Annotated in this window: 18 protein-coding genes; 9 read left to right on the forward strand and 9 right to left on the reverse strand. The window is 71.5% G+C overall.

The features are described 5' to 3' along the window. Window positions 1-86: 86 nt before the first annotated feature. Entirely contained in the window at window positions 87-1,949 is a 1,863-nt protein-coding gene (locus ACIBP6_RS20695) for an ABC transporter ATP-binding protein (protein WP_397054350.1), read from the reverse strand. A gap of 467 nt (window positions 1,950-2,416) precedes the next feature. After that, on the reverse strand, window positions 2,417-3,232 hold the full coding sequence (locus tag ACIBP6_RS20700) for a TetR/AcrR family transcriptional regulator (RefSeq protein ID WP_397054352.1): 816 nt from the start codon (window positions 3,230-3,232) through the stop codon (window positions 2,417-2,419). An 84-nt stretch (window positions 3,233-3,316) separates the two neighbouring features. Between ACIBP6_RS20700 and ACIBP6_RS20705 the strand changes: the two genes are divergently transcribed. Both ACIBP6_RS20705 and ACIBP6_RS20710 read left to right on the forward strand, forming a co-directional pair. Then, the gene (locus ACIBP6_RS20705; protein WP_397054354.1) at window positions 3,317-4,369 is read left to right on the forward strand and encodes a saccharopine dehydrogenase NADP-binding domain-containing protein; all 1,053 of its coding nucleotides are present in this window, start codon (window positions 3,317-3,319) and stop codon (window positions 4,367-4,369) included. Then, window positions 4,366-5,208 carry an NAD(P)H-binding protein gene (locus tag ACIBP6_RS20710; protein ID WP_397054356.1) on the forward strand — a complete coding sequence of 281 codons (843 nt, stop codon included), beginning with the start codon at window positions 4,366-4,368 and terminating at the stop codon, window positions 5,206-5,208. Before ACIBP6_RS20705 ends, ACIBP6_RS20710 begins: the two co-directional genes overlap by 4 nt. A 48-nt stretch (window positions 5,209-5,256) precedes the next feature. On the opposite strand, the gene ACIBP6_RS20715 is transcribed toward ACIBP6_RS20710, so the two are convergent. The 6 genes from ACIBP6_RS20715 to ACIBP6_RS20740 form a co-directional block, all read right to left on the reverse strand. After that, window positions 5,257-6,969, reverse strand: coding sequence for an ABC transporter family substrate-binding protein (locus tag ACIBP6_RS20715; protein ID WP_397054358.1), 1,713 nt, complete (start codon window positions 6,967-6,969; stop codon window positions 5,257-5,259). Beyond that, on the reverse strand, window positions 6,966-9,035 hold the full coding sequence (locus ACIBP6_RS20720; protein ID WP_397054360.1) for a dipeptide ABC transporter ATP-binding protein: 2,070 nt from the start codon (window positions 9,033-9,035) through the stop codon (window positions 6,966-6,968). Before ACIBP6_RS20720 ends, ACIBP6_RS20715 begins: the two co-directional genes overlap by 4 nt. Then, window positions 9,032-9,874 (reverse strand): ABC transporter permease, encoded by an 843-nt coding sequence (locus ACIBP6_RS20725; protein WP_397054362.1) that lies wholly within the window; start codon window positions 9,872-9,874, stop codon window positions 9,032-9,034. The genes ACIBP6_RS20720 and ACIBP6_RS20725 overlap by 4 nt, the downstream gene beginning before the upstream one ends. 1 nt (window position 9,875) lies before the next feature. Continuing rightward, entirely contained in the window at window positions 9,876-10,853 is a 978-nt protein-coding gene (locus ACIBP6_RS20730; RefSeq protein ID WP_397054364.1) for an ABC transporter permease, read from the reverse strand. Window positions 10,854-11,196: 343 nt separating this feature from the next. Beyond that, window positions 11,197-12,177 (reverse strand): phosphotransferase family protein, encoded by a 981-nt coding sequence (locus ACIBP6_RS20735; protein ID WP_397054366.1) that lies wholly within the window; start codon window positions 12,175-12,177, stop codon window positions 11,197-11,199. Window positions 12,178-12,240: 63 nt separating this feature from the next. Continuing rightward, on the reverse strand, window positions 12,241-12,897 hold the full coding sequence (locus ACIBP6_RS20740; RefSeq protein ID WP_397054368.1) for an aspartate/glutamate racemase family protein: 657 nt from the start codon (window positions 12,895-12,897) through the stop codon (window positions 12,241-12,243). Between the two features lie 146 nt (window positions 12,898-13,043). Here ACIBP6_RS20740 and ACIBP6_RS20745 point away from each other — a divergent pair, with 146 nt between their 5' ends. Genes ACIBP6_RS20745 through ACIBP6_RS20770 form a run of 6 tightly spaced genes read left to right on the forward strand, consistent with a single transcriptional unit; the run spans window position 13,044 to window position 18,525 of the window. Beyond that, window positions 13,044-13,772, forward strand: coding sequence for a FadR/GntR family transcriptional regulator (locus tag ACIBP6_RS20745; protein WP_397054370.1), 729 nt, complete (start codon window positions 13,044-13,046; stop codon window positions 13,770-13,772). Window positions 13,773-13,798: 26 nt separating this feature from the next. Beyond that, the gene (locus tag ACIBP6_RS20750; RefSeq protein ID WP_397054372.1) at window positions 13,799-14,563 is read left to right on the forward strand and encodes an enoyl-CoA hydratase/isomerase family protein; all 765 of its coding nucleotides are present in this window, start codon (window positions 13,799-13,801) and stop codon (window positions 14,561-14,563) included. Further along, window positions 14,563-15,753 (forward strand): CaiB/BaiF CoA transferase family protein, encoded by a 1,191-nt coding sequence (locus ACIBP6_RS20755; protein WP_397054374.1) that lies wholly within the window; start codon window positions 14,563-14,565, stop codon window positions 15,751-15,753. The genes ACIBP6_RS20750 and ACIBP6_RS20755 overlap by 1 nt, the downstream gene beginning before the upstream one ends. Beyond that, window positions 15,741-16,781, forward strand: coding sequence for a hypothetical protein (locus ACIBP6_RS20760; RefSeq protein WP_397054376.1), 1,041 nt, complete (start codon window positions 15,741-15,743; stop codon window positions 16,779-16,781). The genes ACIBP6_RS20755 and ACIBP6_RS20760 overlap by 13 nt, the downstream gene beginning before the upstream one ends. Continuing rightward, on the forward strand, window positions 16,778-17,482 hold the full coding sequence (locus ACIBP6_RS20765) for an SDR family NAD(P)-dependent oxidoreductase (protein WP_397054378.1): 705 nt from the start codon (window positions 16,778-16,780) through the stop codon (window positions 17,480-17,482). Before ACIBP6_RS20760 ends, ACIBP6_RS20765 begins: the two co-directional genes overlap by 4 nt. After that, window positions 17,479-18,525: an aldose 1-epimerase family protein gene (locus tag ACIBP6_RS20770; RefSeq protein WP_397054380.1), complete on the forward strand. Its 1,047-nt coding sequence runs from the start codon at window positions 17,479-17,481 to the stop codon at window positions 18,523-18,525. The genes ACIBP6_RS20765 and ACIBP6_RS20770 overlap by 4 nt, the downstream gene beginning before the upstream one ends. A 16-nt stretch (window positions 18,526-18,541) precedes the next feature. Here ACIBP6_RS20770 and ACIBP6_RS20775 read toward each other — a convergent pair whose 3' ends face one another. Then, entirely contained in the window at window positions 18,542-19,372 is an 831-nt protein-coding gene (locus ACIBP6_RS20775; RefSeq protein ID WP_397054382.1) for an amidohydrolase family protein, read from the reverse strand. Between the two features lie 284 nt (window positions 19,373-19,656). Between ACIBP6_RS20775 and ACIBP6_RS20780 the strand changes: the two genes are divergently transcribed. Then, complete coding sequence (locus ACIBP6_RS20780; RefSeq protein WP_397054384.1) at window positions 19,657-22,065, forward strand: glycoside hydrolase family 95 protein; 2,409 nt, start codon at window positions 19,657-19,659, stop codon at window positions 22,063-22,065. Window positions 22,066-22,067 lie beyond the last annotated feature (2 nt).

Below are 22,067 nucleotides of genomic sequence, written 5' to 3' on the forward strand. Positions count from 1 at the left end.
CGTTGGCAAAAGCTCATGATCACGCGGTTTCGCCCGGACAGTGCCGCACGTGCTCACGGAGTCGCGGACCCTACCGCGCGAGGTCGTCAGCGGTAGGCGCTGGCCTGCAGGGTGTAGAGGTCGGCGTAGAGGCCGGCCAGTGCCATGAGGGTGCTGTGGTCGCCCTGCTCGGTGATCGTGCCGTGGTCGAGGACGTAGATGCGGTCGGCGTAGCGGACGCTGGCCAGGCGATGGGTGATGAGCAGGACGGTGCGGCCGTCGGAATGGGCGCGAATGCGTTCGAACAGGGCGTGTTCGGCGCGGGCGTCGAGGGCGGCCGTGGGCTCGTCGCAGATGAGCAGGACGGCGTCGCGGTGGAAGCCGCGCGCGACGGCGATGCGCTGCCACTGGCCGCCGGACAGCTCGTGGCCGTCCTTGAAGCGGCGGTCGAGCAGCGTGCGGTAGCCGTGAGGGAGCTCCTCGACCACCTCGTCGGCCCCGGCCACGGCGGCGGCCGCGTGGAGGGCGGGCTCGCCCTTGTCGGTGCCCATCGTGATGTTGTAGCGGGCGGTCAGGGGCCAGCGGGTGTGGTCCTGCGCGATGACGGCGGTACGCGAACGCAGCTCGTCGGGGCTGACGTCGCGCAGGGCGGTGTCGTCCCAGTGGACGGTGCCGGAGTCGGGCTCGTAGAGGCCCGCGAGGATCTTGGCGAGGGTCGTCTTGCCGGAGCCGTTCTCGCCGACCAGCGCGATGACCTCGCCCTGTTTGATCTCGACCGAGACGCCGCGCAGGGCGGGCGTCTCGGCGCCCGGGTAGGTGAACGTCACGTCGCGCGCCGTGATGCTGGAGAAGCCCTCGGGGACGGTGAGAGGGCGGGGGCCGGTCAGGCGCTGCTCGGCCTGGGCGCAGAACTCCAGGAAGTCGGTGAAGTAGAGGCCCTGCTCGTAGAGGCGGTTGGTGGCGAACATGAGGGTGGCCAGGGAGGACTGGCCGGAACGGATGGCGAGCACCGCGGTGCCGGCCACGGCCAGCGGGATCGCGGCGGTGGCGAGCAGGACGCCGAGGGCGACGTAGACCAGGGCGGCGCCGATGCCGCCGAGCGCCTCGCCCACCAGCCTGGCGGTGGTCTGCCTGCGGGCCAGCGTGAGCATGACGTCCTGCTCGGCCCTGGCCACCGCGTCGTACATGCGCAGCAGGAAGCCGCGCATCGTGAACGAGCGCACCTCGGCCGCCGAGCGGCGCTCCGCCAGCAGGTCGGCGATGATCCACTTGCGGCGGCGGGCGGGGATCAGGGAGTACATCGTGGAGTAGCGCATGCGGGCGGTGCGCACCGCGGCCCAGGCGTCGGGCAGCACGGCCAGCAGCAGGAGCGGGAGCAGCACCGGGTGCAGGACGCCCAGCACGCCGGCCACGGCCGTGATGCCGACGACGGCGGTGACGACGTCGACGGCCGCCGACACCACGTATTCGGCGGTGAACACCCCTCGGCTGTTGGCGCGTTCCAACGAGTCGTGGAAGTCGGGATCGTCGTAGGCGACCAGCTCGACCTGGCTGGTCAGACCGTAGAGGCGCTCCTCGGCGAGCCGGGTGATCTGCGGGGTGAGGCGGGACTGCGCCCAGCCGGCGCCCGCCTGCATGACGGTGCGCAGCACCGCCGCCACGCCGACCAGCGCGAGACTGGGCAGGGCGGCGACCACCCGGTCGGGGGTGGGGCCCTCGGAGAACAGCGCGGTCAGGACACCGGTGGTGGCCAGCAGGCCGAAGGCGGTGAACACGCCGCCGAGCAGGTTGAGCACGACCGTGGCCAGCGTGTCGCGCGGGCTGGCCTCCCAGGCCATGCGCAGCGCCTGGGAGACGAGGGAGGGGAGCCTTCTGGCGATGGTCAGGAACCCCACCTGCGCCATCTTGTCGGTGTGGGCGCTCCATGTGGGGAAGGAGATCTCGCCGAGTTCGAGGGGCTCGTTCTGCATGCTGCGAGTGTGCACGCGGGCACCGACAGTTTCGATGCCCGCCGAGGCTCGTATCGTCGATCTCCGGCGTGGGCGGTTACTGCCCTTGCGGTCCGGGCCATCAGGCGCTCACCACGCCCGTCTCACCGGAACTGCCCGTCCGTCCTGGCTGGTGTCCTTCTGGGGAAGGAGGTGGCGGGTCCGTTTGTCGACCGCCCTCGGGTTGAGGCGCCCTGCGTGGAAGGCACCTCAGGAACGGACCGCGCAACGGGTCTCAGGGACACTTCCCCGGGCTGGAGCCTCCTGGAGGCGATCCAGGAACGGAGTGCGTAACGCGCTCCCCGGGCTGAGGTCCGTGTGTGCAGGGCGATCACGAACGGACTGCGCGACGCAGGGTCCCTGTGTGAAGGGCGGTCAGGAGCGGACTCCGTACCGGTTTCAGGAGTGACGCTCCCTCGGGGTGCCATCTCGATCGTGGAGAGGTGGGGTCAGGGTTTCAGGGCGGTGAGGAAGCGGTCTGCTTCGGCGGCGAGGCGGGGTAGGTCGGCTGCGGGGTCGGCGGAGCGGGCCAGCAGCATGCCGGCCTCGCACAACGCCCCGAACAGCAGCTGCGCGCGGGCGGGCAGCCGCTCGTCCACATCCCCCTCGACGGGCGGCCGCGCGTCCGGCTCCCCCTGGGCAGGCAACCGTCCGCCGGGCTTCTGCTCGGTGGGCACCTGTCCGCCCGGCTTCTGCTCGGTGAGCGGCAGTCCGCCCGGCTTCTGCCCGGTGGTCGGCCGGAGCGTGCGTCCGTCCGGCTTCGCCTCGGTGAGCGGCTGTCCGTTCGGTCTCCCGTCGGTGGGTGGGTGGCCGGACGAGGCTGCTTCGGTGGGTGGGGTGGTGGCCTGGCGGAGGGCGGTGAGCAGGACGCGGAGGGTGTGGGAGTGTTCGATCTCCCGGACGGTCTCCCAGCCCAGGATCGAGGGGGCGTCCAGGAGGACGATGCGGCGGAAGCGGCGGTCGAGGCAGTGTTCCAGGAACGCGCGGGTGCCGCGGCTGAGTGCCGCCCACGGGTCGCGCTCCTCGGCGGCGGCCAGCTCCAGCCGGGTGGCCACGTCGGCCAGCTCGGCGGTGAAGGCCGCGCGGAACAGCTCCGCCTTGCCCGCGAAGTGGTGGTACGCGGCGCCCTTGGTCATCCCGGCCGCGGCGGCGACGGCGTCGATCGAGGTGGCCGCGTAGCCGTCGGCGCCGAACAGGTCACGCGCGGCGCGCACCAGCCGCGCCGTCGTGTCGTCAGAGCGCTCGGCCTGGGTACGGCGGATCATCGTGCTCCCCATTGACTTGCATACTCGCGGTACGTAACTTCGAGCGTAGTTACGTACCGACAGTATGAATCAGGGAGGTGGGCGATGTCCCCACCGCAGACCCCGCACCAAGACTCATCCCCCGTCGCCGTCTACGGCGCCACGGGCCACACCGGACGCCTGGTCGCGGCGGACTTACGCGCCCGCGGCCGGGACGTGATCCTGGCCGGCCGGGACGCCGGCGCGCTCAAGGCGCTGGCCGACGAGCTGGGCGGCGCCCCGGTCCACCAGGCGGCGCTCGACGATCACGACGCGCTGCGCGAGCTGACCGGACGGGCGTCCGTGCTGATCCACTGCGCCGGCCCGTTCACACACACGGGCCAGGCGGTCGCCAGGGCGGCGGCCGAGGGCGGCTGCCACTACGTCGACCACGCGCTGGAGCAGCACCACACGGCCTGGATGTTCGACGCGATGGACGAGCCGGCGCGCCGCGCCGGGATCACCATGGTCACCGCGATGAGCTTCTACGGCGGCCTCGGCGACCTGCTCGCGGGTGCCGTGGCCACCGGCATGACGGACGTCGAACGGGTGATCACCGCGTACGCCGTCAGCGGCTGGCGGCTCACCACCGGGGCCAAGAAGACGGCCGAGCTGCTGTTCGCCGACACGCGGCGCATCACGTACACCGACGGCGCCCGGCACGTCGGCTACGTCGAGCCGCGCAACGCCGTCTTCCCGTTCCCGCCGCCGCTCGGCCCGCGCACGGTGATCGCCCCGGTGCCGTTCTCCGAGGTCGTCACCGTGCCGCGGCACGTGCCGGCGCGGCGGGTGGAGGCGCAGCTGACGGCGCACACGTTCGAGGAGGAGCAGGCGTTCACCAGCGAGCACGTGGCCGCGGCCACCCGGGCGGGCTCGGAGTTCACGGTCGCCGCCCAGGTGATCGCCGGGGACGGCGGCAGCCGCGCGGGGCGGGCGAGCGGGCGCGACCTGTGGCGCATGAGCGCCGTGACCTCCGTCGAGGCCGCCGTCCGCCTGGCCGACGGCGGCGGGCCCGGCCCAGGCGTGTACGGGCCGGCCGAGGCGGTCCCCGCCGAAGCGTTCCTGCGCGACCTGGAACGGCTCGGCCTGTTCACCCTCACCCTCCCGGAGAAGCCATGATCCTCGTCACGGGAGCGGCCGGCGGGCCGCAGGGATCGACCGGCCGGCACGTCGCCGGACTGCTGCTGGCGCGCGGCGAACGGGTGCGGGCGTTCGTCCGCACCGACGACCACCGCGCGGAGGAGCTGCGCAAGCTCGGCGCCGAGGTGGCCGTCGGCGACCTGCGCGAGATCTCCGACGTGCGCCCGGCGATGCGCGGCGTGCGGCGGGCGTTCTTCACCTACCCGGTGACGGCGGGCCTGCTGGACGCCACGGCCGTGTTCGCGGCGGCGGCCAGGGAGGAGGGGGTGACGCGCGTCGTCGAGGTGTCGCAGCTCGACGCCTCCCCCGTGGCGGGCACGCCGCGCATGCGCCGGCACTGGGTGGCCGAACAGGTCTTCGACCGGGCCGGGGTGGGCGCGGTGCACCTGCGGGCGGCGGTGTTCTTCGAGAACCTGGCCGTCGTGGCCGCCGCGGCCGGCCGGCTGGCCCTGCCGCTGGGCCCGGCGGACACCTGGATCCCGCTGGTCGCGGGCGAGGACGTGGCCCGGGTGGCGGCGGGGCTGCTGCTCGACCCCGTGCCCGCCGACCCGGTGTGTCTCGTGACCGGGCAGATGGCGACGGCCGGCGAGGCGGCGCAGGCGCTCGGGGTCGCGTACGAGGACGTGCCGCCGACGGAGTGGGAGAGGTGGGCGACGGACGTGTACGGCGACCCGTACACGGTCGAGCACCTGACCCACCTGTGGGCGCTGTTCCGCTTCATCGGCTCCGGCGACCACCCGCTCTACCGGGTCACGCGGAGCATCGAACGTCACGGCGGCCGAGCGCCGCTGACGCTGAGGGCGTTCGCCCGGGCATGAGAGAACCCCCGGCCGGGGAACGGCCGGGGGTTCGTCACCTCAGGGGGATCAGCCGGTGAAGCCGACCTCCGTGTAGTCGAGGTACTTGTAGCCGCGCGCGCCCCAGTTGGCGAGCGTCTTCTTCGTCGCCTGGATGTTGGGCCGCTGGTACAGCGGGATGGTGTGCACCTGGTCCCAGATCAGCTTGTCGGCGGCGTTGGCGAGCTCGATGGCCTTGGCCGGGTCGGTCTCGGCCACGGCCGCGTCGATCGCGGCGTCGACCGCCGGGTCGCTGCCCTTCGGGAAGTTGCTGTCGGAGCCGGTCTTGTAGATCTGCGCGAGCGAGCCGATCGGCAGCGGCGTGCCGATCCACGAGAACGGCGTGAGGTCGAAGTCGCCCTTGATGATGTAGTCGTTGAAGAACTTGTCGAGCGGGACCGCCTGGATGTTGACCTTGATCCCGACTTCCTGCAGCATCGCCTGGGCCAGCTCACCCTCCGACTGCGACACCGGCGTGCCCGTCGGGATGACGAACCTCAGGCTGAGCTCCTTGCCGTCCTTCTTGCGGACCTGGCCGTCCAGCTTCCAGCCCGCCTGGTCGAGGAGCTGCTTGGCCTTCTCCGGGTTGTACTTGCCGAGGTCGCCGGAGTTGTCGACGTAGCCCTTGTGGTTGTTCATGAAGACGTGGTTGCCGAGCGTCTGGATCGGCCAGTCCATGTCCTTCAGGTCGGACTGCGTGACCGCGTCCCGGTTGATCGCGTACGCGACGGCGTGCCGGACGTTCTTGTCCTTCAGGATCTCGCTCTGGTTGTTGACCGTGAAGTGCCGCCAGTCGGGGCTGAGCGCCTTGCGGATGTCGACGTTCGGCACCTCCTTGGCCCGCTTGAGCTCGGCCGGCGCGCCGGAGGGGATCTCGACCCCGTCGATCTCGCCGTTGGCGAAGGCGTTCACCTGCGCCTCGGGCGACTCGATGCCCCGGAAGATGATCTTGTCGAGCTTGGGCTTCCTGCCCCACCAGTTGTCGTCACGCACGAGGCTGAGCGTCTTGGTGCCCTCGTCGATCTTCTCGACCTTGAAGGGTCCCGCGGTGACCGGGATCTTCTGCAGGTAGTCGTTGTCGAACTTCTCCGGCGTTTCAAGGTGCTTGGCCGGGACGAGGTGGAAGGTGCCGCGGTTGAACAGGCCCTCCCACTCCAGGTACGGCTTGGAGAAGGTGACGACGGCGACCTTCTCGGAGTCGCCCTGCTCGACCGACTCGATCTGCTTCCAGCCGTCCGTGGAGGCCGGCTTGTACTTGTCGTTCGAGCCGTTGGCGGCCTTCCACGCCCCTTCGAGGTCCTTCCAGGTGATCGGCGTGCCGTCCGACCACTGGGCCTTGTCGTTGAGCGTGTAGGTGACGACCTGCTTGCCGTCCACCGTCTCGTTCTTGACGTCGGTGACGTAGTCGGGGTTCGGGGTGAACGTGGCGTTCTCGTCCGCCATCAGCAGCTGGGGCAGGATCGGGTCCAGCATGTCGGCCGTGTCGGCCTGGTTGCCGTCGACGTGCGCGGGGTTCCACTGCGACGGCCACTGGCCGATCGCCAGCGTCAGGGTGCCGCCTTCCTTGACCTGCTCGTAAGGAATGGGGTTGATGCTGATGGCAGGGGTCTGCGTCATCGCCTGCTGGGCCTGCTGCGACTGCTCGGCGTTCGGCTGGTTTGTTTCGCCGCCACCTCCGCCGCACGCTGCGACGGCCAGGGACAGGACCGCGATGCCCGCGGCCGCCCGGTAACGAACCTTCACTTTTCCTCCTGATCGTCCGAGGCCGTGATGACCTCGATCTCCTCCGCGTAATGGCAGGCGGCACCGTGGTCCACGGTGTTCGCCAGCCGAGCAACCGAGGGCTCTTCGTCCACACACCGCCGCCGTTCGGCCTCGGTGAGGCGGGCGAACTTGGGGCAGCGGGTACGGAACCGGCAACCCGATGGCGGGTCTGCCGGGCTGGGCAGGTCCCCTTCGAGCAGGATCCGCTTGCGGCTGCGCTCCAGCTCCGGGTCCGGCAGCGGGATCGCCGACAACAGCGCCTGCGTGTAGGGGTGGGCGGGGTGGTCGTAGACGTTCTCGACCGTGCCGATCTCGGCGATCTTGCCGAGGTACATCACGGCGACCCTGTCGGCCAGGTGCCGGACCACGGCCAGGTCGTGCGCGACGAACAGATACGACAGCCCCAGAGTGTTCTTCAGCTCCTCCAGCAGGTTGATCACACCGGCCTGGATGGAGACGTCGAGCGCCGAGACCGGCTCGTCCAGGACGACCAGCTTCGGCTCCAGCGCGAGCGCGCGGGCGATGCCGATGCGCTGCCGCTGGCCGCCGGAGAACTGCTGCGGGTAGCGCTCGGCATGCTCGGGGGCGAGCCCGACCAGGTCCAGCAGCTCGGCGACCCGGGCCTGCACGTCCTTCCTGCCGTGGGCGCGCAGCGGCTCGGCGATGATGTCGCCGACCGGCATGCGCGGGTCGAGCGCGGCCATCGGGTCCTGGAAGACGATCTGCACGTCCCGGCGCAGCGCCCGGCGCGTCGCGGAGTCCATCTCGGCGCTGTCCTTGCCGAGCACGACGACCCGGCCGCCCTGCGGCGGCACGAGCTGCATGATCTGCTGCAGCGTGGTCGTCTTGCCGCAGCCGGACTCGCCGACCAGGGCCAGCGTCTCGCCCTCGGCGATGTCGAAGCTGATGCCGTCGACCGCGTGCACCGTGCCGACGCGGCGCTTGAAGACGGCGCCCTTCATCAGCGGGTAGTGCCGGATCATGTCGTTCAGCTCCAGCACGGTGGCGCGCTCGGCGCGCGGCACCCGTACCACGTCGCTCGGCGGGATCACCGGCACGGGGAACACGTCGGCGCCCGTCAGGCCCTTGTGCTCGATCTCCTGCGCGCGGATGCAGGCGACGTGCCGCCCGCCGCCGAACGGCACCAGCGGCGGCTCTTCCTCGTCGCACATGTCCACCTTCATGGGACAGCGCGGCGCGAACGGGCAGCCGGGCGGCAGCGACGCCGGTGAGGGCGGGTTGCCCTCGATCGGCACCAGCGCCCCCTCCTCGCCGTCGATCCTGGGGATCGAGGCGAGCAACCCCATCGTGTACGGCATGCGTGGCCGGTAGTAGATGTCGTCCACCGACCCCTGCTCGACCGGCCGGCCCGCGTACATGACGAGCACCCGGTCGGCCATGCCGGCGATGACGCCGAGGTCGTGGGTGATCATCACGATGCCGGCGCCGGTCTCCTGCTGCGCGGTCTTGAGCACCTCCAGGACCTGCGCCTGGATGGTGACGTCGAGCGCGGTGGTGGGCTCGTCGCAGATCAGCAGGTCGGGGTCGTTGGCGATGGCCATGGCGATCATCGCGCGCTGCCGCATGCCGCCGGAGAACTCGTGCGGGAAGGCCTTGGCGCGCACGTTCGGGTGCGGGATGCCGACCAGGTCGAGCAGCTCCACGGCCCGCTTGGCGGCCTTGTCCTTGTTCATCTTCTGGTGGACGCGCACGGCCTCGGCGATCTGGTCGCCGATGGTGTAGACGGGCGTGAACGCCGACAGCGGGTCCTGGAAGATCATGCTGATCGCCTTGCCGCGGACCTTGATCAGCTCGTCTTCCTTCATGCCGATCAGTTCGCGGCCGTGCAGCTTCGCCGAGCCGGTGACGACGGCGTTCCGGTGCAGCAGGCCCATGATCGCCAGCGAGGTGACCGACTTGCCCGAGCCCGACTCGCCGACGATGCCGAGCACCTCGCCGCGCTCGACCTCGTACGACACCCCGCGCACGGCCTGGATGCCGCCGGGGAAGGTGACGGTGAGGTCCTTGACCTCCAAGATGCTCACGAGTTGCTCCCGGGGTCGAGTGCGTCACGCAGGCCGTCGCCGATGAGGTTCACGCTGAGCACGAGGAGCACCAGGAGGCCCGCGGGGAAGGCGAACAGCCACGGATAGCCGGTGGCGTTGTCGGAACCGCTCGCGATGAGCGTGCCGAGCGAGACGTCCGGCGGCTGGATGCCGAAGCCGAAGAAGGACAGCGCCGCCTCACCGATGATCGCCGCGGAGACGTTCAGCGTCGCGTCGATGATCAGCAGGGAGGACATGTTGGGCACGATGTGCCGGAAGATGATCTTCCAGCGCGGGATGCCCATGTAGACGGCGGCCTGGACGTACTCGCGTTCGCGCAGCGAGATCGTCATGCTGCGCACCACCCTGGAGGTGACCATCCAGGAGAACGCGGCCAGCAGCACCACGAACCACAGCCAGGAGGCGTCGGACTTCAGCCGCGGCGAGACGATGGCGATGATGAGGAAGCTCGGCAGGACGAGGAGCAGCTCCACGCCCGACATGAGCAACCGGTCCACCCATCCGCCGAAATATCCGGCGAACGCGCCCACGATCGCGGCCAGCGCGGTCGAGATGACGGCGACCAGGAGGCCGATGACGATCGACTTCTGCATGCCGCGCAGGGTGATCGCGTACATGTCCTGGCCGATCGACGTGGTGCCCCACCAGTGGTCGGGACCGGGGGGCGACAGGAAGGACAGGAAGTCCTTCTCCGTCCAGTCGTAGTTGCCGAAGAGCGGGCCGACGTAGGCCAGCGCCACGAGGAGGATCAGCGCGGCGAACCCGTAGCGGGCCTGCCTGTTCTTGAACAGGCGCCTGAGGACGACCTTCGAACGCATCTCAGCTCACCCGCACCCGGGGGTCGAGGGCCGCCACCAGCAGGTCCGACAGGAAGGCGGCGAACAGGACGCAGATGGCGGTGAAGAACGTCACCGCGGCGACGGAGTTGACGTCGTTGGCGTTGATGGCGTCGATCAGCCAGGCACCCATGCCGTGCCAGGCGAAGATCTTCTCGGTGAAGATGGCTCCGGTGAACATCGTTCCGAACGCGAAGGCGAAGTACGTGGCGGACGGGATCAGCGCCGTGCGCAGCGCGTGCTTGGTGAGCGCGGTCCTGCGGCGCAGGCCCTTGGCCATCGCCGTGCGGACGAAGTCCTGGCCGAGCACGTCGAGCATCATGTTGCGCTGGATGCGGCTGTAGAAGGCGATCGAGCCCAGACTGAGGGAGATGGTCGGCAGGATCAGGTGGTTCAGCCGGTTGAGGAACTGATCGAAGCCCGACAGCCTGGGGTTGTACTCGCCGGTGTACTCGATCAGCGTGAACCCGAGGCCCCGGTTGAGGTTGTACGTGGCGATCGCGAGGAGAGTGGCCAGCACGAACACCGGGATCGCCATGATCACGAACGAGCTGACGCCTATTAACCGGTCACTGAGCTTGTACTGCCTGACCGCCGAGACCGCCCCCAGCGCCACCCCCACGGCGAAGCCGAGGACGGTGCCGATGAGCAGCAGCCGGAGGCTGACGAAGATCCGCCGGCCCATCTCGGCGTTGACGGATCCACCGTTCCAGGTCTTCCCGAAGTCGCCCACGATGACGCCGGAGGCCCAGGTCGCGTACCGCTGCAGGACCGGGGTCTTGTCGTTGAGGTTGTAGGCGTCGAGGGTCTGGTCGATGACCGCCTCGGGAATGGGAGGCTGGCGTCCCTGGTACGTGGCCCGCGGGTTCATGGTGGTGGCCGCGAGCATGTACGCGAGGCTGGCCGCTAGGGCGACCAGGATCACGTTTATTGCCAACCTGCGGAGCAGGTACTTGCCCATTACTCTCCGTTCGCGCTGACCGGGGCGCGAGCGTCCGCCTGGGGAGGCGGCGCCGCGACGTAAACCCGCCTCGTAGTTTGAAATTCAACTGACGAGTAGGTGGCGATCAGGGCGAAAGAATATAAGCAAATATATAACAGTCAGAAACGGCACCACATAACGGTCAGGTCACTCACAAACGATCATCCCGACCTGTCCGATACTCGATCACAACCCCCTGGCCAGGGAGAACACGCTCCGTAGTGATCATTCAGAGCGCCCTCGACCGCCCTGTACGTCACAGAATCCGGACATATATTGACGCGTGGAGAAAGTGATCCACGTCATAGGGCGTGACGCCGTGTCACGTCAGCTCCGCGAGCACGGCGGCCACCTCGGCGTAGGACGTCCGGACGCCGGCCGCGTCGCCGTGACGGTGGCGCTCCAGGCGGACGGCGCCGAGATGGCGGATCTCGTACACCAGGGAGCGCCAGAGCGCCGCGGCAGCACGGTCCGCCGGGCCGTACGCCTCCCAGAAAGCGACGCGCTCGTCCTGCTTGGCCGAGGCCAGGCGGATGGTCCAGTCAGCGGCCGGGTCACCCCACCAGGTGCGGTCGAGGTCGAACACCCCGGTGATCGTGGGCTCAGGGGCGTCGGGGGCGAGCATGGTGTTGACCGTCCACAGGTCGCCGGTGAGCAGGCGAGGCTCGATGATCTCGTCCAGGAGCTCGTGCCGGTCGGCCGCCAGAGCCGCCGCCCGGCGCACGTCGGCGGCGTCGAGGCCGGCGCCTTCCAGGTCGGCGGAGATCTCCGACAGCGACGCGGTGACCGCCTGGCTCCAGGTGGCGTACGCCGCATTCGCGACCGGGCCGAACGCCGGGCCGCGCACGTCGTGGACGGTGCGGGTGATCTCGCCGAGGCGCCGGTAGAAGGACGTCCAGGACGCCCGTGGGTAGCCGGGCAGGCGCTCCGGGGCCGGGACACCGTCGAGGAACGTCTGCACCAGGTAGTCGCGGCCGATCAGCTCGTGGGACCAGTCGGCCGCGATGACCCGCGGCATCAGCGGGGCGATCACCGACAGGTACGGCACGGTGGCGTACTCGTTGCGCATCAGCTCCCGCTCGGAGGCGAACTGGCGGGCCGGCTCGGGCGCGAACCGGAGCACGACCGGCCGCTCCAGCCCGGCGACGGCGACCCGGTAGGTGGTGTTGTACCTCCCCCAGCCGAGCTCGACCGCCGAGACCGCGTCCCGGCCGAAGACGCGCCGGCAGATCCGCCGGATGTGGCCGGAGGTCACCGGCTGCTGGAACGCGCCGCCATCCCGCGCGACAGACTGCAAGTCCACCCCGCCATCCTGCCGAACGCCCTCGGCGACCGGTCATGGTGGTCCCTCTGCAGCGCGCTCGGGTCACGAGTGCGCCAGTCGGGTCGCCAGGTGCTCCATGGCCGGCCGCGGGCTGGCCAGGACGGGCACAGGCGTCTCGACCGCGCCCGCCACCCGCGCCATCGAGGCCTGGGCCAGCACGACCACGTCCACCTGCGCGGCGAGCTCGCGCAGCGCTCCCGCCACGGCGGCGTCGTGAGCGGCGGCGTCGCCGCCCATCAGCGCCTCGAACGCGCCCTCGCACAGCCGCGTGGTGAGCTCGATCGGCCGGTCCGCCACCGCGGCGCGCCGCCGTACCAGGTCGGCGGTGGGGTCGAGGGTGGTGGACACGGTGGCGAGCACGCCGATCCGGCGTCCCAGGCAGACGGCCCGGTCGGCCATCGGCCGGTCCACGCGCGTCACCGGGACGCCGGTCAGCGGCTCGGCCGCCTCGACGGCCGGGCCGATCGAGGAGCAGGTGACCAGTACGTGGTCGGCTCCGGCGGCCTCCGCCGAGCCGATGTGATCGGCCACCCGGCGCGCGGTCAGGGGTGTGAGACGGCCGGCGGCGATGGTGTTCTTGATCAGACTGTCGTCGACGATGTTGAACGTCTCGACGCCCGGCAGGTGCTTCGCGCACAACGCGGCGAACACCTCCACCAAGGTCGCCGACGTGTGGATCAGTCCGAGGGTCTTCGTCAAGGCCGCTCCTGGTTCAGGCCGGTGAGGGACTTGTCCGGACGGTACTACCGACGGTGCGCCGTGTTAAGACCTTCATCTGATGAAAAAGTAACTTCATCCGATGAAAGGCTAGGAAAACCGGCGCGGCCGGGATACCGTGCGGAACCGTGGCAACTGATCCCCAGAGGGACTCGGCCCGGAACGTCCAGGTCGTGCAGGCCCTCGGCGCCCGCATCGTCGGCGGCTCGCTGGCCCCCGGCACGTCCATCCCCATCGAGGAGGAGCTGGTCTCCGAGCTCGGTGTGGGCCGCTCGGCCGTGCGCGAGGGCGTGAAGGTGCTGGCCGGCAAGGGCCTGCTGGAGACCAGGAGGAGCGCGGGCACGATCGTGCGCCCCCGCGCGTCCTGGAACCTCCTCGACGCCGACGTGCTGAGCTGGCGCTTCGAGCCGCAGCCGCGGCCGGAGGACATCCGGGTGCTGGCCGACCTGCGCGTCGCTCTGGAGCCGGGCGCGGCCAGAGTGGCGGCCGAACGCGCGGACGCGGCCGCCGTGCGCCGCATCGACGAGGCCCTGGCCGCGCTGTACGCCACAGCCGACGACCCCGAGCCGTTCATCGAGGCGGACCTGGCCTTCCACAAGGCCGTGTTCGCCGCGGCGGACAACGACCTGCTGCTCTACATCTACGACATGATCAGCATCGCCCTGCGGTCGGTGCGCCAGGTGCACACCCGCTCGGTCGAGCACAACAAGGAAACGCTGCCCGGCCACGAGCGCGTCGCCCAGGCGATCCGGCGCCGCCACCACCGCAAGGCCGAGGAGGCCATGCGGGGCGTGGTCGAGGTCGCCCGCGCCGACGCGGCACGGAGCGCCGATCAGCACGCACGTCTCTGCTGCTAGAAGAGCTGCCAGAAAAGAGCCGATCCGTGGACGTCCTGCTCGACGTCGACGGCCCCGTGGCCGTCGTCACCCTCAACAGACCCGCCAAGCTCAACGCCATCACCCCTGACATGGCCGCCGCGCTGCGCGCCTGCCTGGACCGGGTGGACGCCGACCCGGGCATCCGGGTGGCCGTGCTCACCGGCGCCGGAGAGCGCTCGTTCTGCGTCGGCAGCGACATCGGCGAGCTCGACGCGTACGCCACCCCGTGGGAGTTCCGCAACCGGGCCGACTACGGCGACGCCGTCCGCGCGCTGCGCAAGCCGATCGTCGCGGCCGTCAACGGCTACGCCTACGGCGGCGGCCTGGAGCTGGCCCTGGCCTGCGACATCAGGATGGCGGCCGAGACCGCCACGTTTGCCGCGCCGGAGATCAAGCTCGGCTGGATCGGCGGCAGCGGCCAGTCGGTGTTGCTCGCCCATGCCGTCGGGCCGGGCAACGCGGCCAAGATGTTGCTCACCGGCGACCCGATCGACGCCGCCAGGGCCGCAGCCTGGGGCCTGGTGACCGACGTGCATCCGCGGGAGGAGCTGATACCGGCGGCACGGAGGCTGGCCGAGACCATCGCCGCACGGCCGCCGATCGCCGCGCAGACCGCCAAGGCCAACCTCAGGGCGGCCTACTCGATGCCCCTCGACCAGGCCATCCGCTACGAACGGGACCTGCAGACCGTCTGCTTCGCCACCGCCGACGCGGCCGAGGGCCGCGCCGCCTTCGCCGCCCGGCGCGAGCCCGTCTTCGAGGGGCGCTGATGGGCGTCCTCGACGGCTACCGCGTGGTCGACCTGTCGATCGCGATGGCGGGCCCGCTGGCCGCCATGCGACTGGGCGACCTCGGCGCGGACGTGGTCAAGGTGGAGCCGGTGACCGGCGAGTGGCAGCGGCACGCCCCGGCGGGCGGCGCGACCGGCAACCGGGTGAACGCCTCGTTCCTGTCGCTCAACCGCAACAAGCGCAGCCTCGCCGTGGACCTCAAGTCGCAGGAGGGCCGCGAGATCGTGCACCGGCTCGCCGCGACCGCCGACGTGTTCCTGCAGAATTACCGGCCCGGCGTGGCCGAGCGGCTCGGCATGGACCACGCCACGATCAGCGGGCTCAACCCCTCCGTCGTGTACGTCTCCATGTCCGGCTACGGCGAGAGCGGCCCGTACGTGTCCAGGCCCGGCCAGGACCTGCTGCTCCAGGCCATGAGCGGCGCCATGCTGAGCACCGGCCGGGACGGCGACCCGCCCGCGCCCGCCGGCACGTACGCGATCGACGCCATCACCGCCTACAGCGCGTTCGAGGGCGCGCTGGCCGCGCTGCTGCACCGCGAGCGGACCGGCGAGGGCCAGCGGGTGAGCGTGAACATGCTGGACGCGGCCGTCGCCGTGCAGATGCAGGAGCTGTCGGTCTTCACGGTCGGCAAGGTGCCGCAGCGGCGCGGGCGCGAGCCGCACGGCCACACCTACATCCGGGCCCCGTACGGCGTGTTCGCCACCGAGGACGGCTACCTCGCGCTCGCCATGCCGCGGCTCGACGCGCTGGCGGTCGCCCTCGGCCTGCCGGAGCTGGCCGCCATGGACGGCGACGCCGACGGCCACACCAGGCGGGACGAGATCACCGCGATGGTGGCCCGCCGCCTGCCGGAGCGCACGACCGCCGAGTGGCTGGAGATCTGCGCCCGCCACGACCTGTGGGCCGGGCCGGTGTACGGCTACGCGGAGCTGGTGAACGACCCGCAGGTCAGGCACAACGGCTCGTTCGTCACCTACGAGCACCCCACCGAGGGCACCGTCACCACACCGGGCTTCCCGTACGGACTCAGCGCGACCCCGCCGCAGGTGCGCAGGGGCGCCCCGCTCGCGGGCGAGCACACCAGGGAGCTGCTGGAGGAGCTCGGCTACCCGGCGGAGCGCACGGCGGAGCTGCTGGCGAAGGGCCTGCTGGCATGCTCGGACTGACCTGGGACCACCCGCGCGGGTACGCCCCGCTGGACGAGCTGACGCGGCTCGACCTGGCCGGGCGCAACCCGTACGGCGACGTGCCGGAGCCGATCAGGTGGGACCGGCAGCCGCTGGAGGGCTTCGAGTCGGAGCCGATCGCGCGGCTGTGCGAGACGTACGACGTGCTGGTGGTCGATCATCCCGGTCTCGGGGCGGCGCTGGACGCGCTGATGCCGATGGAGGAGCTGTTCACGACGGACGAGCTGGCGGCCGTGCGGGCCGGCACGGTGGGCCGCGGCTACGACAGCTACCACCTCGACGGCCGCCAGTGGGCGCTGCCGCTGGACGCCGCCGCCCAGGTGGCCGCCGCCCGCCCCGGCGTGACCGTCCCGGCGACGTGGCCCCAGGTCGTGGAGCTGGCGCGGGGCACGCGGACGGCGTTGTGCCTGGGCGGGCCGCACGCGTTCCTGATGTTCTGCGCGCTGTGCGAGGGCGACTTCCTCGGCGAGGAGACCGGGGAACGTGCGCTGGAGACGATGGCCGAGCTGCTGGCGCTGTCCGATCCGGAGGTCTCGCTGCGCAACCCGATCGGCGTGCTGGAGGCCATGACGGCCGGCGGCCCCGACCTGTGCCCCCTGCTGTACGGCTACGCCTCCTACCCGCTGGCCTGGGCCGACGCCCCCGCCTGGCCGGGCGGCGCGCCGGGCAGCGTGCTCGGCGGCACCGGACTCGCGGTCTCCCGCCGGCGCGCCGAGAGGATCCGCGAGGCCGTCCGCGCCAACCTGCTGCGCCTGGTGTCCAAGCCGGTGCAGACCCGGCTGTTCCCGGCGACCGGCGGGCAGCCCGCCGCCCGCGCCGCGTGGGAGCGCGCCGGCTTCCACCGCGACACCCGCGCCACCGTGGAGGCCGCCTGGGTCAGGCCGCGTTTCCCCGGCTACATCGCCCTGCAGGAGAGGTCGTCCGCGCTGATCCGCGACGGGCTGCTCGCCCGCGTGAAGACCCGCGACGTGCTCAAGGAGCTGCACGAGGAATGGAGGAACGCATGACCACGGCACTCGTCACCGGCGCCGCCGGAGCGCTCGGCCGCGCGATCGCGGCCCGCCTGGCCGCCGACGGCCACCGGGTGGCGGCACTCGACGTCGACGCGAGCTCGCTCGACGGCGACCTCACACTCAAAGCGGATCTGCGCGACCCGGCGGCGATCGAGGCCGCGTTCGCCGAGACGGCCGCACGGCTCGGGCCGGTCGGGATCCTCGTCAACAACGCCGCCGTCTACCCGGCCCGGCCGTTCCTGGAGGTGCCGCTGGCCGAGTACGACGACGTGCACGCGGTCAACCAGCGCGCCTACTGGCTGTGCGCCCAGCACGCGGCCCGCCAGATGAACGCGAACGGCGGCGGCGCGATCGTCAACGTCGCCTCGATCACCATGCACGGCGGCTGGTCCGATCTGGCCGCGTACGTGGCCACGAAGGGCGCGGCGGCCTCTTTGACCCGGGCGCTGGCCCGCGAGCTGGGCCCGGGCGGGATCCGGGTCAACTGTGTCTCCCCCGGCGCGTTCCCGACGGCCGCCGAGGAGATCCACGAGGACCCGGAGGCGTACAACGCGATGGTGCTGGAGCGGCAGGCGCTGCGGCGGCGCGGCAGGCCCGAGGAGCTGGCCGCCGTGGTGGCGTTCCTGGCCGGGCCGGACGCCTCCTTCGTCACGGGCCAGACCATCGAAGTCAACGGAGGGTGGGTGATGGCATGACGCCGGACCGCAGGCGGCTGGCCGAGCTGACGGGCGACCTCGGCGCGGCCGGAGGGGTGCGCCTGGTGACGCTGGGCGACGGGGTGGAGCGCGGCATCAGGGCGCTGGAGTTCCGCACCGGATCGGGTCTGGCGTTCGACGTGCTGGTGGACCGGTGCATGGACATCGGGCACGCCGAGCACGCCGGGCGCTCGTTCGGCTGGCGCTCCCCCACCGGCTTCCGGCACCCGGGGCTGCACGAGCACGCCGACGAGGACGGGCTGTCGTGGCTGCGCTCGTTCTCGGGGCTGATCGTCACCGCCGGGCTCGACCACACGTTGTTCGGGGACGAGGTGCCCGCCGACACCTACCGGTATCCGCCACGGCAGTCCGTACGGCACGGGCTGCACGGCCGGGCCGGCAACCTGCCCGCCCGGCTGACCGGCTACGGCGAGCGGTGGGACGGCGAACGCTGCGTGCTGTGGGCGGAGGGCGAGGTGCGCCAGGCGGCGGTCTTCGCCGAGAAGCTGCGCCTGGTGCGCCGGATCGAGGCCGATCTCGGCGGCGACGAGATCCGGCTGGTCGACACGGTGACCAACGCCGGGTTCGAGCCGGCGCCGCACATGTACCTGTACCACATCAACCTGGGCTGGCCGCTGCTCGACGAGGGCGCCAGGTTCGAGGCCGACATCCGCGAGACGCTGTGGCAGAGCGACAGCGTGGCCGAGCAGAAGGCCGACCACGTCGTCTTCCCGGGGCCGGCTCCGGGGTTCGTGGAGCAGGTGTACGAGCACGCACTCGTGCCGCGCGCCGACGGGCTGCACCGGGTGGCCGTGGTCAACGACCGGCTGGGCATGCGGGTGGCGGTGGAGTGGCGGGCCGCGGAGTTCCCGTACTTCTTCGAGTGGCTGAACCTGCGCTCCGGCAACTACGCGGTGGGGATGGAGCCGTCCACGCACCACGTGGCCGGCGACGCGGCCGCGCGCCGGGACGGCGCCATGATCTGGCTCGGCCCGCAGGAGTCGCGGACGTACCACACGACGTTCCGGGTGGAGGCCCCATGAGTTGACGGGCCGAGGCTCAGCCCAGCCGGTACGCCCGCCGTGCCGTGCCGGCGAAGACCTGGGCACGCTCGTGCTCCGACAGCCCGGCGCACAGCTCGTCGGCGGCCGCGGCGACCTGTTCGTACTCGGCGGCCAGCAGGCAGACCGGCCAGTCGGAGCCGAACATCACCCGCTCGGGCCCGAACGCCTCCAGCACCACCTCGGCGTACGGCCTCAGGTCTGCCACCCGCCAGGAGGCCCAGTCGGCCTCGGTGACCATGCCGGACAGCTTGCAGAAGACGTTGGGGTGGGCGGCCAGCTCGCGGACGCGCGCACGCCACGGCTCCAGCTCGCCGGAGGCGATCGGCGGCTTGGACAGGTGGTCGAGCACGAACGTCAGCTGGGGCAGCGCGGCCACGGTCTCGATGGCGGCGGGAAGCTGGTGCGGCAGCGTGAGCAGGTCGTAGGCCAGCCCGGCGGCGGCCACGGCGGCCAGGCCCCGGCGCACGTCGGGGCGGGTGAGCCAGGCCGGGTCGGGCTCGGACTGCACGCCGTGGCGCACGCCCACGAGACCGGCGGGCAGCGCGGCCAGCGTGCCGGCGACGTCGGGCGCGGTGAGGTCGATCCAGCCGACCACCCCGGCGACCAGCTCCGACGCGGCGGCCAGGGCCAGGAACTCGCGCGTCTCGTCGAGGTCAGGCAGCACCTGCACGAGCACCGTGCCGGTCACCCCGGCCGCGCCAGCGTGACCGGCGAGATCGCCGAGGGTGAACGAGCGGCGCACGGGCGCCATCTGCTCCGGCTCCAGCCAGGCGTGCGGGCGTGCGGACAGGTCCCAGACGTGGTGGTGGGCGTCGATGCGGCTCATGGGGTTCCAGCTCCGTGCGGGTCGGTACGGCTCGGTCAGGATCATGCCACGGCCGGGGGACGACGGCCGCACGCAACCTAACAGACCTCCTATGTTTTGCCCGAATTGCCGCCAGGTATGGACAGATCTCACTGTTACGCGTAGACATACATCCGACGTGTCCGAGTAATCTCCACGAAACCCCTCGCCTTCGACTCCCCGCGTACGCGGGTCCGACGTCCGGCGAGCGCGCCGATACGGCGCGGCCCTCCCGACTCCCCTCGGCTCACTGAACAGGAGTGACGGTGACCAACGACGGCTACACACGGCGAGGCGTGATCACGACCGGCTTAGGCGCGGCGGCCGGGACCCTGCTGGCGGGCGGCGTCACCGCCGGCCCCGCGCGGGCGGCCGACCCGGCCGGCCCGCTCACCCTCTGGTACACCCGCCCGGCCACCGAATGGCTGGAGGCATTGCCGGTCGGTTGCGGGCGGCTCGGCGCCATGGTCTTCGGCGGCGTGACGACCGAGCGGCTGCAGCTCAACGAGGACAGCATCTGGGCCGGCGGGCCGCACGCCTATGACAGCCCCGAGGCCCTGGCCGCACTTCCGCAGATCAGGCAGCTGGTCTGGGAGGACAAGTGGCAGGCCGCGCAGAACCTGGCCGACCAGAAGTTCCTCGGCCGGCCCAGCGAGCAGGCGGCGTACCAGGTGCTGGGCGACCTCACGCTGACGTACCCGGGGGCCGAGGAGTTCGGTGAGTACCGGCGCGAGCTCGACCTGACGCGGGCGGTCACCACCGTGACGTTCGTCCGCGACGGCGTACGGCACACGCGCGAGGTCTTCGCCAGCCGGCCCGACCAGGTCATCGTCGTCAGGCACACGGCCGACAGAGCGGGCGCGGTGACGTTCCGTGCGGCCTTCTCCAGCCCGCAGAGCTCGGCCACGTCGGCGGCCGGCCGCGACTCGATCGCGCTCGACGGGGTCAGCGGCGCGTCCCAGGGCCGCCCGGGCGAGGTCCGCTTCCGCGCCCTGGCCAGGGCCGAGGCGAAGGGCGGCACGGTCACCACGGACGGCGGCACGCTGGCCGTCGAGGGCGCCGACGAGGTCACGCTGCTGATCTCCATGGGGTCGAGCTACCGCAGCTTCAAGGACGTCGGCGGCGACCCGGCCGAGGTGGCAGGGCGGCATCTCGTCCGGGCGAAGGAGCGGCCGTACGAGATGCTGCTGCGCCGGCACGTGGAGGACCACCGGCAGCTGTTCGGGCGGGTGGAGATCGACCTCGGCACCTCGGAGGCGGTCGCGCTGCCGACCGACGAGCGCATCGCCCGCCGTCAGCTCGACACCGACCCGCAACTCGCCGCGCTCTACTTCCAGTACGGCCGTTACCTGCTGCTCTCCAGCTCCCGCTCGCCCGGCTACGCCGCCAACCTGCAGGGCATCTGGAACGACTCCCTCGCGCCGGCCTGGGAGTCGAAGTACACCATCAACATCAACTGCGAGATGAACTACTGGCCGGCCGGGCCCGCCAACCTCATCGAGTGCATGGATCCGCTGTTCGACCTCATCAAGGACCTTGCGGAGACCGGCGCCCGGACGGCGAGGACGATGTACGGCGCCAAGGGCTGGGTGGCCCACCACAACACCGACGGCTGGCGCGGGACCGCGCCCGTCGACTTCGCCTTCTACGGCGTGTGGCCCACCGGCGGCGCGTGGCTGTGCCTGACGCTGTGGGAGCACTACCTCTACACGGGTGACGAGCGGCGGCTGCGTGAGCACTTCCCGCTGATCAGAGGCTCGGTGGAGTTCTTCCTCGACACCCTGCAGACCGACCCCAGGACCGGCTACCTGGTGACCAACCCCTCGCACTCCCCCGAGGTCGGCCACCACGAGGACGGCGGCGAGAACGTCAGCATCTGCGCCGGCCCGACCATGGACATGCAGATCCTGCGCGACCTGTTCGGCGCGTTCGCCGAGGCGTCGGAGGTCCTCGAGGCCGAGGCAGGCATGCGGGCGCAGGCGCTGGAGGCCCGCGAACGGCTCGTGCCCCACCAGATCGGTCATCTGGGACAGATTCAGGAATGGCAGGAGGACTACCGGGGCGACGCCGCGCTCTCGCGCAGCCGCCACATCTCCCACCTGTGGGGGCTGTTCCCCGGGCACCAGATCGACCCGCGCCTGTCTCCCGACCTGGCCAGGGCCGCCCGGCGCACGCTGGAGCTGCGCGGGGAGGCGGGGGCCGGGTGGTCGCTGGCCTGGAAGATCAACTTCTGGGCGCGGCTGCTGGACGCCGCCGAGGCGTACAAGCGGCTGGGGAACCTGCTGGTGCCCGCGCGGACCGCGCCCAACTTGTTCGACCTGCACCCGCCGTTCCAGATCGACGGCAACTTCGGCGGCGTCTCCGGCATCACCGAGATGCTGCTGCAGAGCCACGGCGGCCAGGTGCACCTGCTGCCCGCCTTGCCCGCCGCCTGGCCGGCCGGGTCGTTCCGCGGCCTGCGGGCGCGCGGCGGTTTCGAGGTGGACGTGGAGTGGGCCGGTGGCGCGCTGCGCCGCGGGCGCGTCCGCTCCGACCTGGGCCGCCCGCTCACCCTGCGCACCGCGACCCCTGTCACGGTGACGGAGGACGGCCGGCCGGTGCGCGTGGAGCGCCCGGAGCCGGGCGTCGTCACCTTCCCCACCCGGCGGGGCGCCCCCTACGAGATCACCGCCTGACC

Source organism: Nonomuraea terrae, from assembly GCF_044465245.1.
In the GTDB taxonomy this organism is placed as follows: Bacteria; Actinomycetota; Actinomycetes; order Streptosporangiales; family Streptosporangiaceae; genus Nonomuraea; species Nonomuraea terrae.

Coding starts and splice junctions, on each gene's coding strand:
- ACIBP6_RS20765 (WP_397054378.1), top strand. CDS start 16,778: ATGACCACGGCACTCGTCACCGGCGCCGCCGGAGCGCTCGGCCGCGCG.
- ACIBP6_RS20710 (WP_397054356.1), top strand. CDS start 4,366: ATGATCCTCGTCACGGGAGCGGCCGGCGGGCCGCAGGGATCGACCGGC.
- ACIBP6_RS20775 (WP_397054382.1), bottom strand. CDS start 19,372: ATGAGCCGCATCGACGCCCACCACCACGTCTGGGACCTGTCCGCACGC.
- ACIBP6_RS20730 (WP_397054364.1), bottom strand. CDS start 10,853: ATGGGCAAGTACCTGCTCCGCAGGTTGGCAATAAACGTGATCCTGGTC.
- ACIBP6_RS20705 (WP_397054354.1), top strand. CDS start 3,317: ATGTCCCCACCGCAGACCCCGCACCAAGACTCATCCCCCGTCGCCGTC.
- ACIBP6_RS20755 (WP_397054374.1), top strand. CDS start 14,563: ATGGGCGTCCTCGACGGCTACCGCGTGGTCGACCTGTCGATCGCGATG.
- ACIBP6_RS20760 (WP_397054376.1), top strand. CDS start 15,741: ATGCTCGGACTGACCTGGGACCACCCGCGCGGGTACGCCCCGCTGGAC.
- ACIBP6_RS20700 (WP_397054352.1), bottom strand. CDS start 3,232: ATGATCCGCCGTACCCAGGCCGAGCGCTCTGACGACACGACGGCGCGG.
- ACIBP6_RS20725 (WP_397054362.1), bottom strand. CDS start 9,874: ATGCGTTCGAAGGTCGTCCTCAGGCGCCTGTTCAAGAACAGGCAGGCC.
- ACIBP6_RS20770 (WP_397054380.1), top strand. CDS start 17,479: ATGACGCCGGACCGCAGGCGGCTGGCCGAGCTGACGGGCGACCTCGGC.
- ACIBP6_RS20695 (WP_397054350.1), bottom strand. CDS start 1,949: ATGCAGAACGAGCCCCTCGAACTCGGCGAGATCTCCTTCCCCACATGG.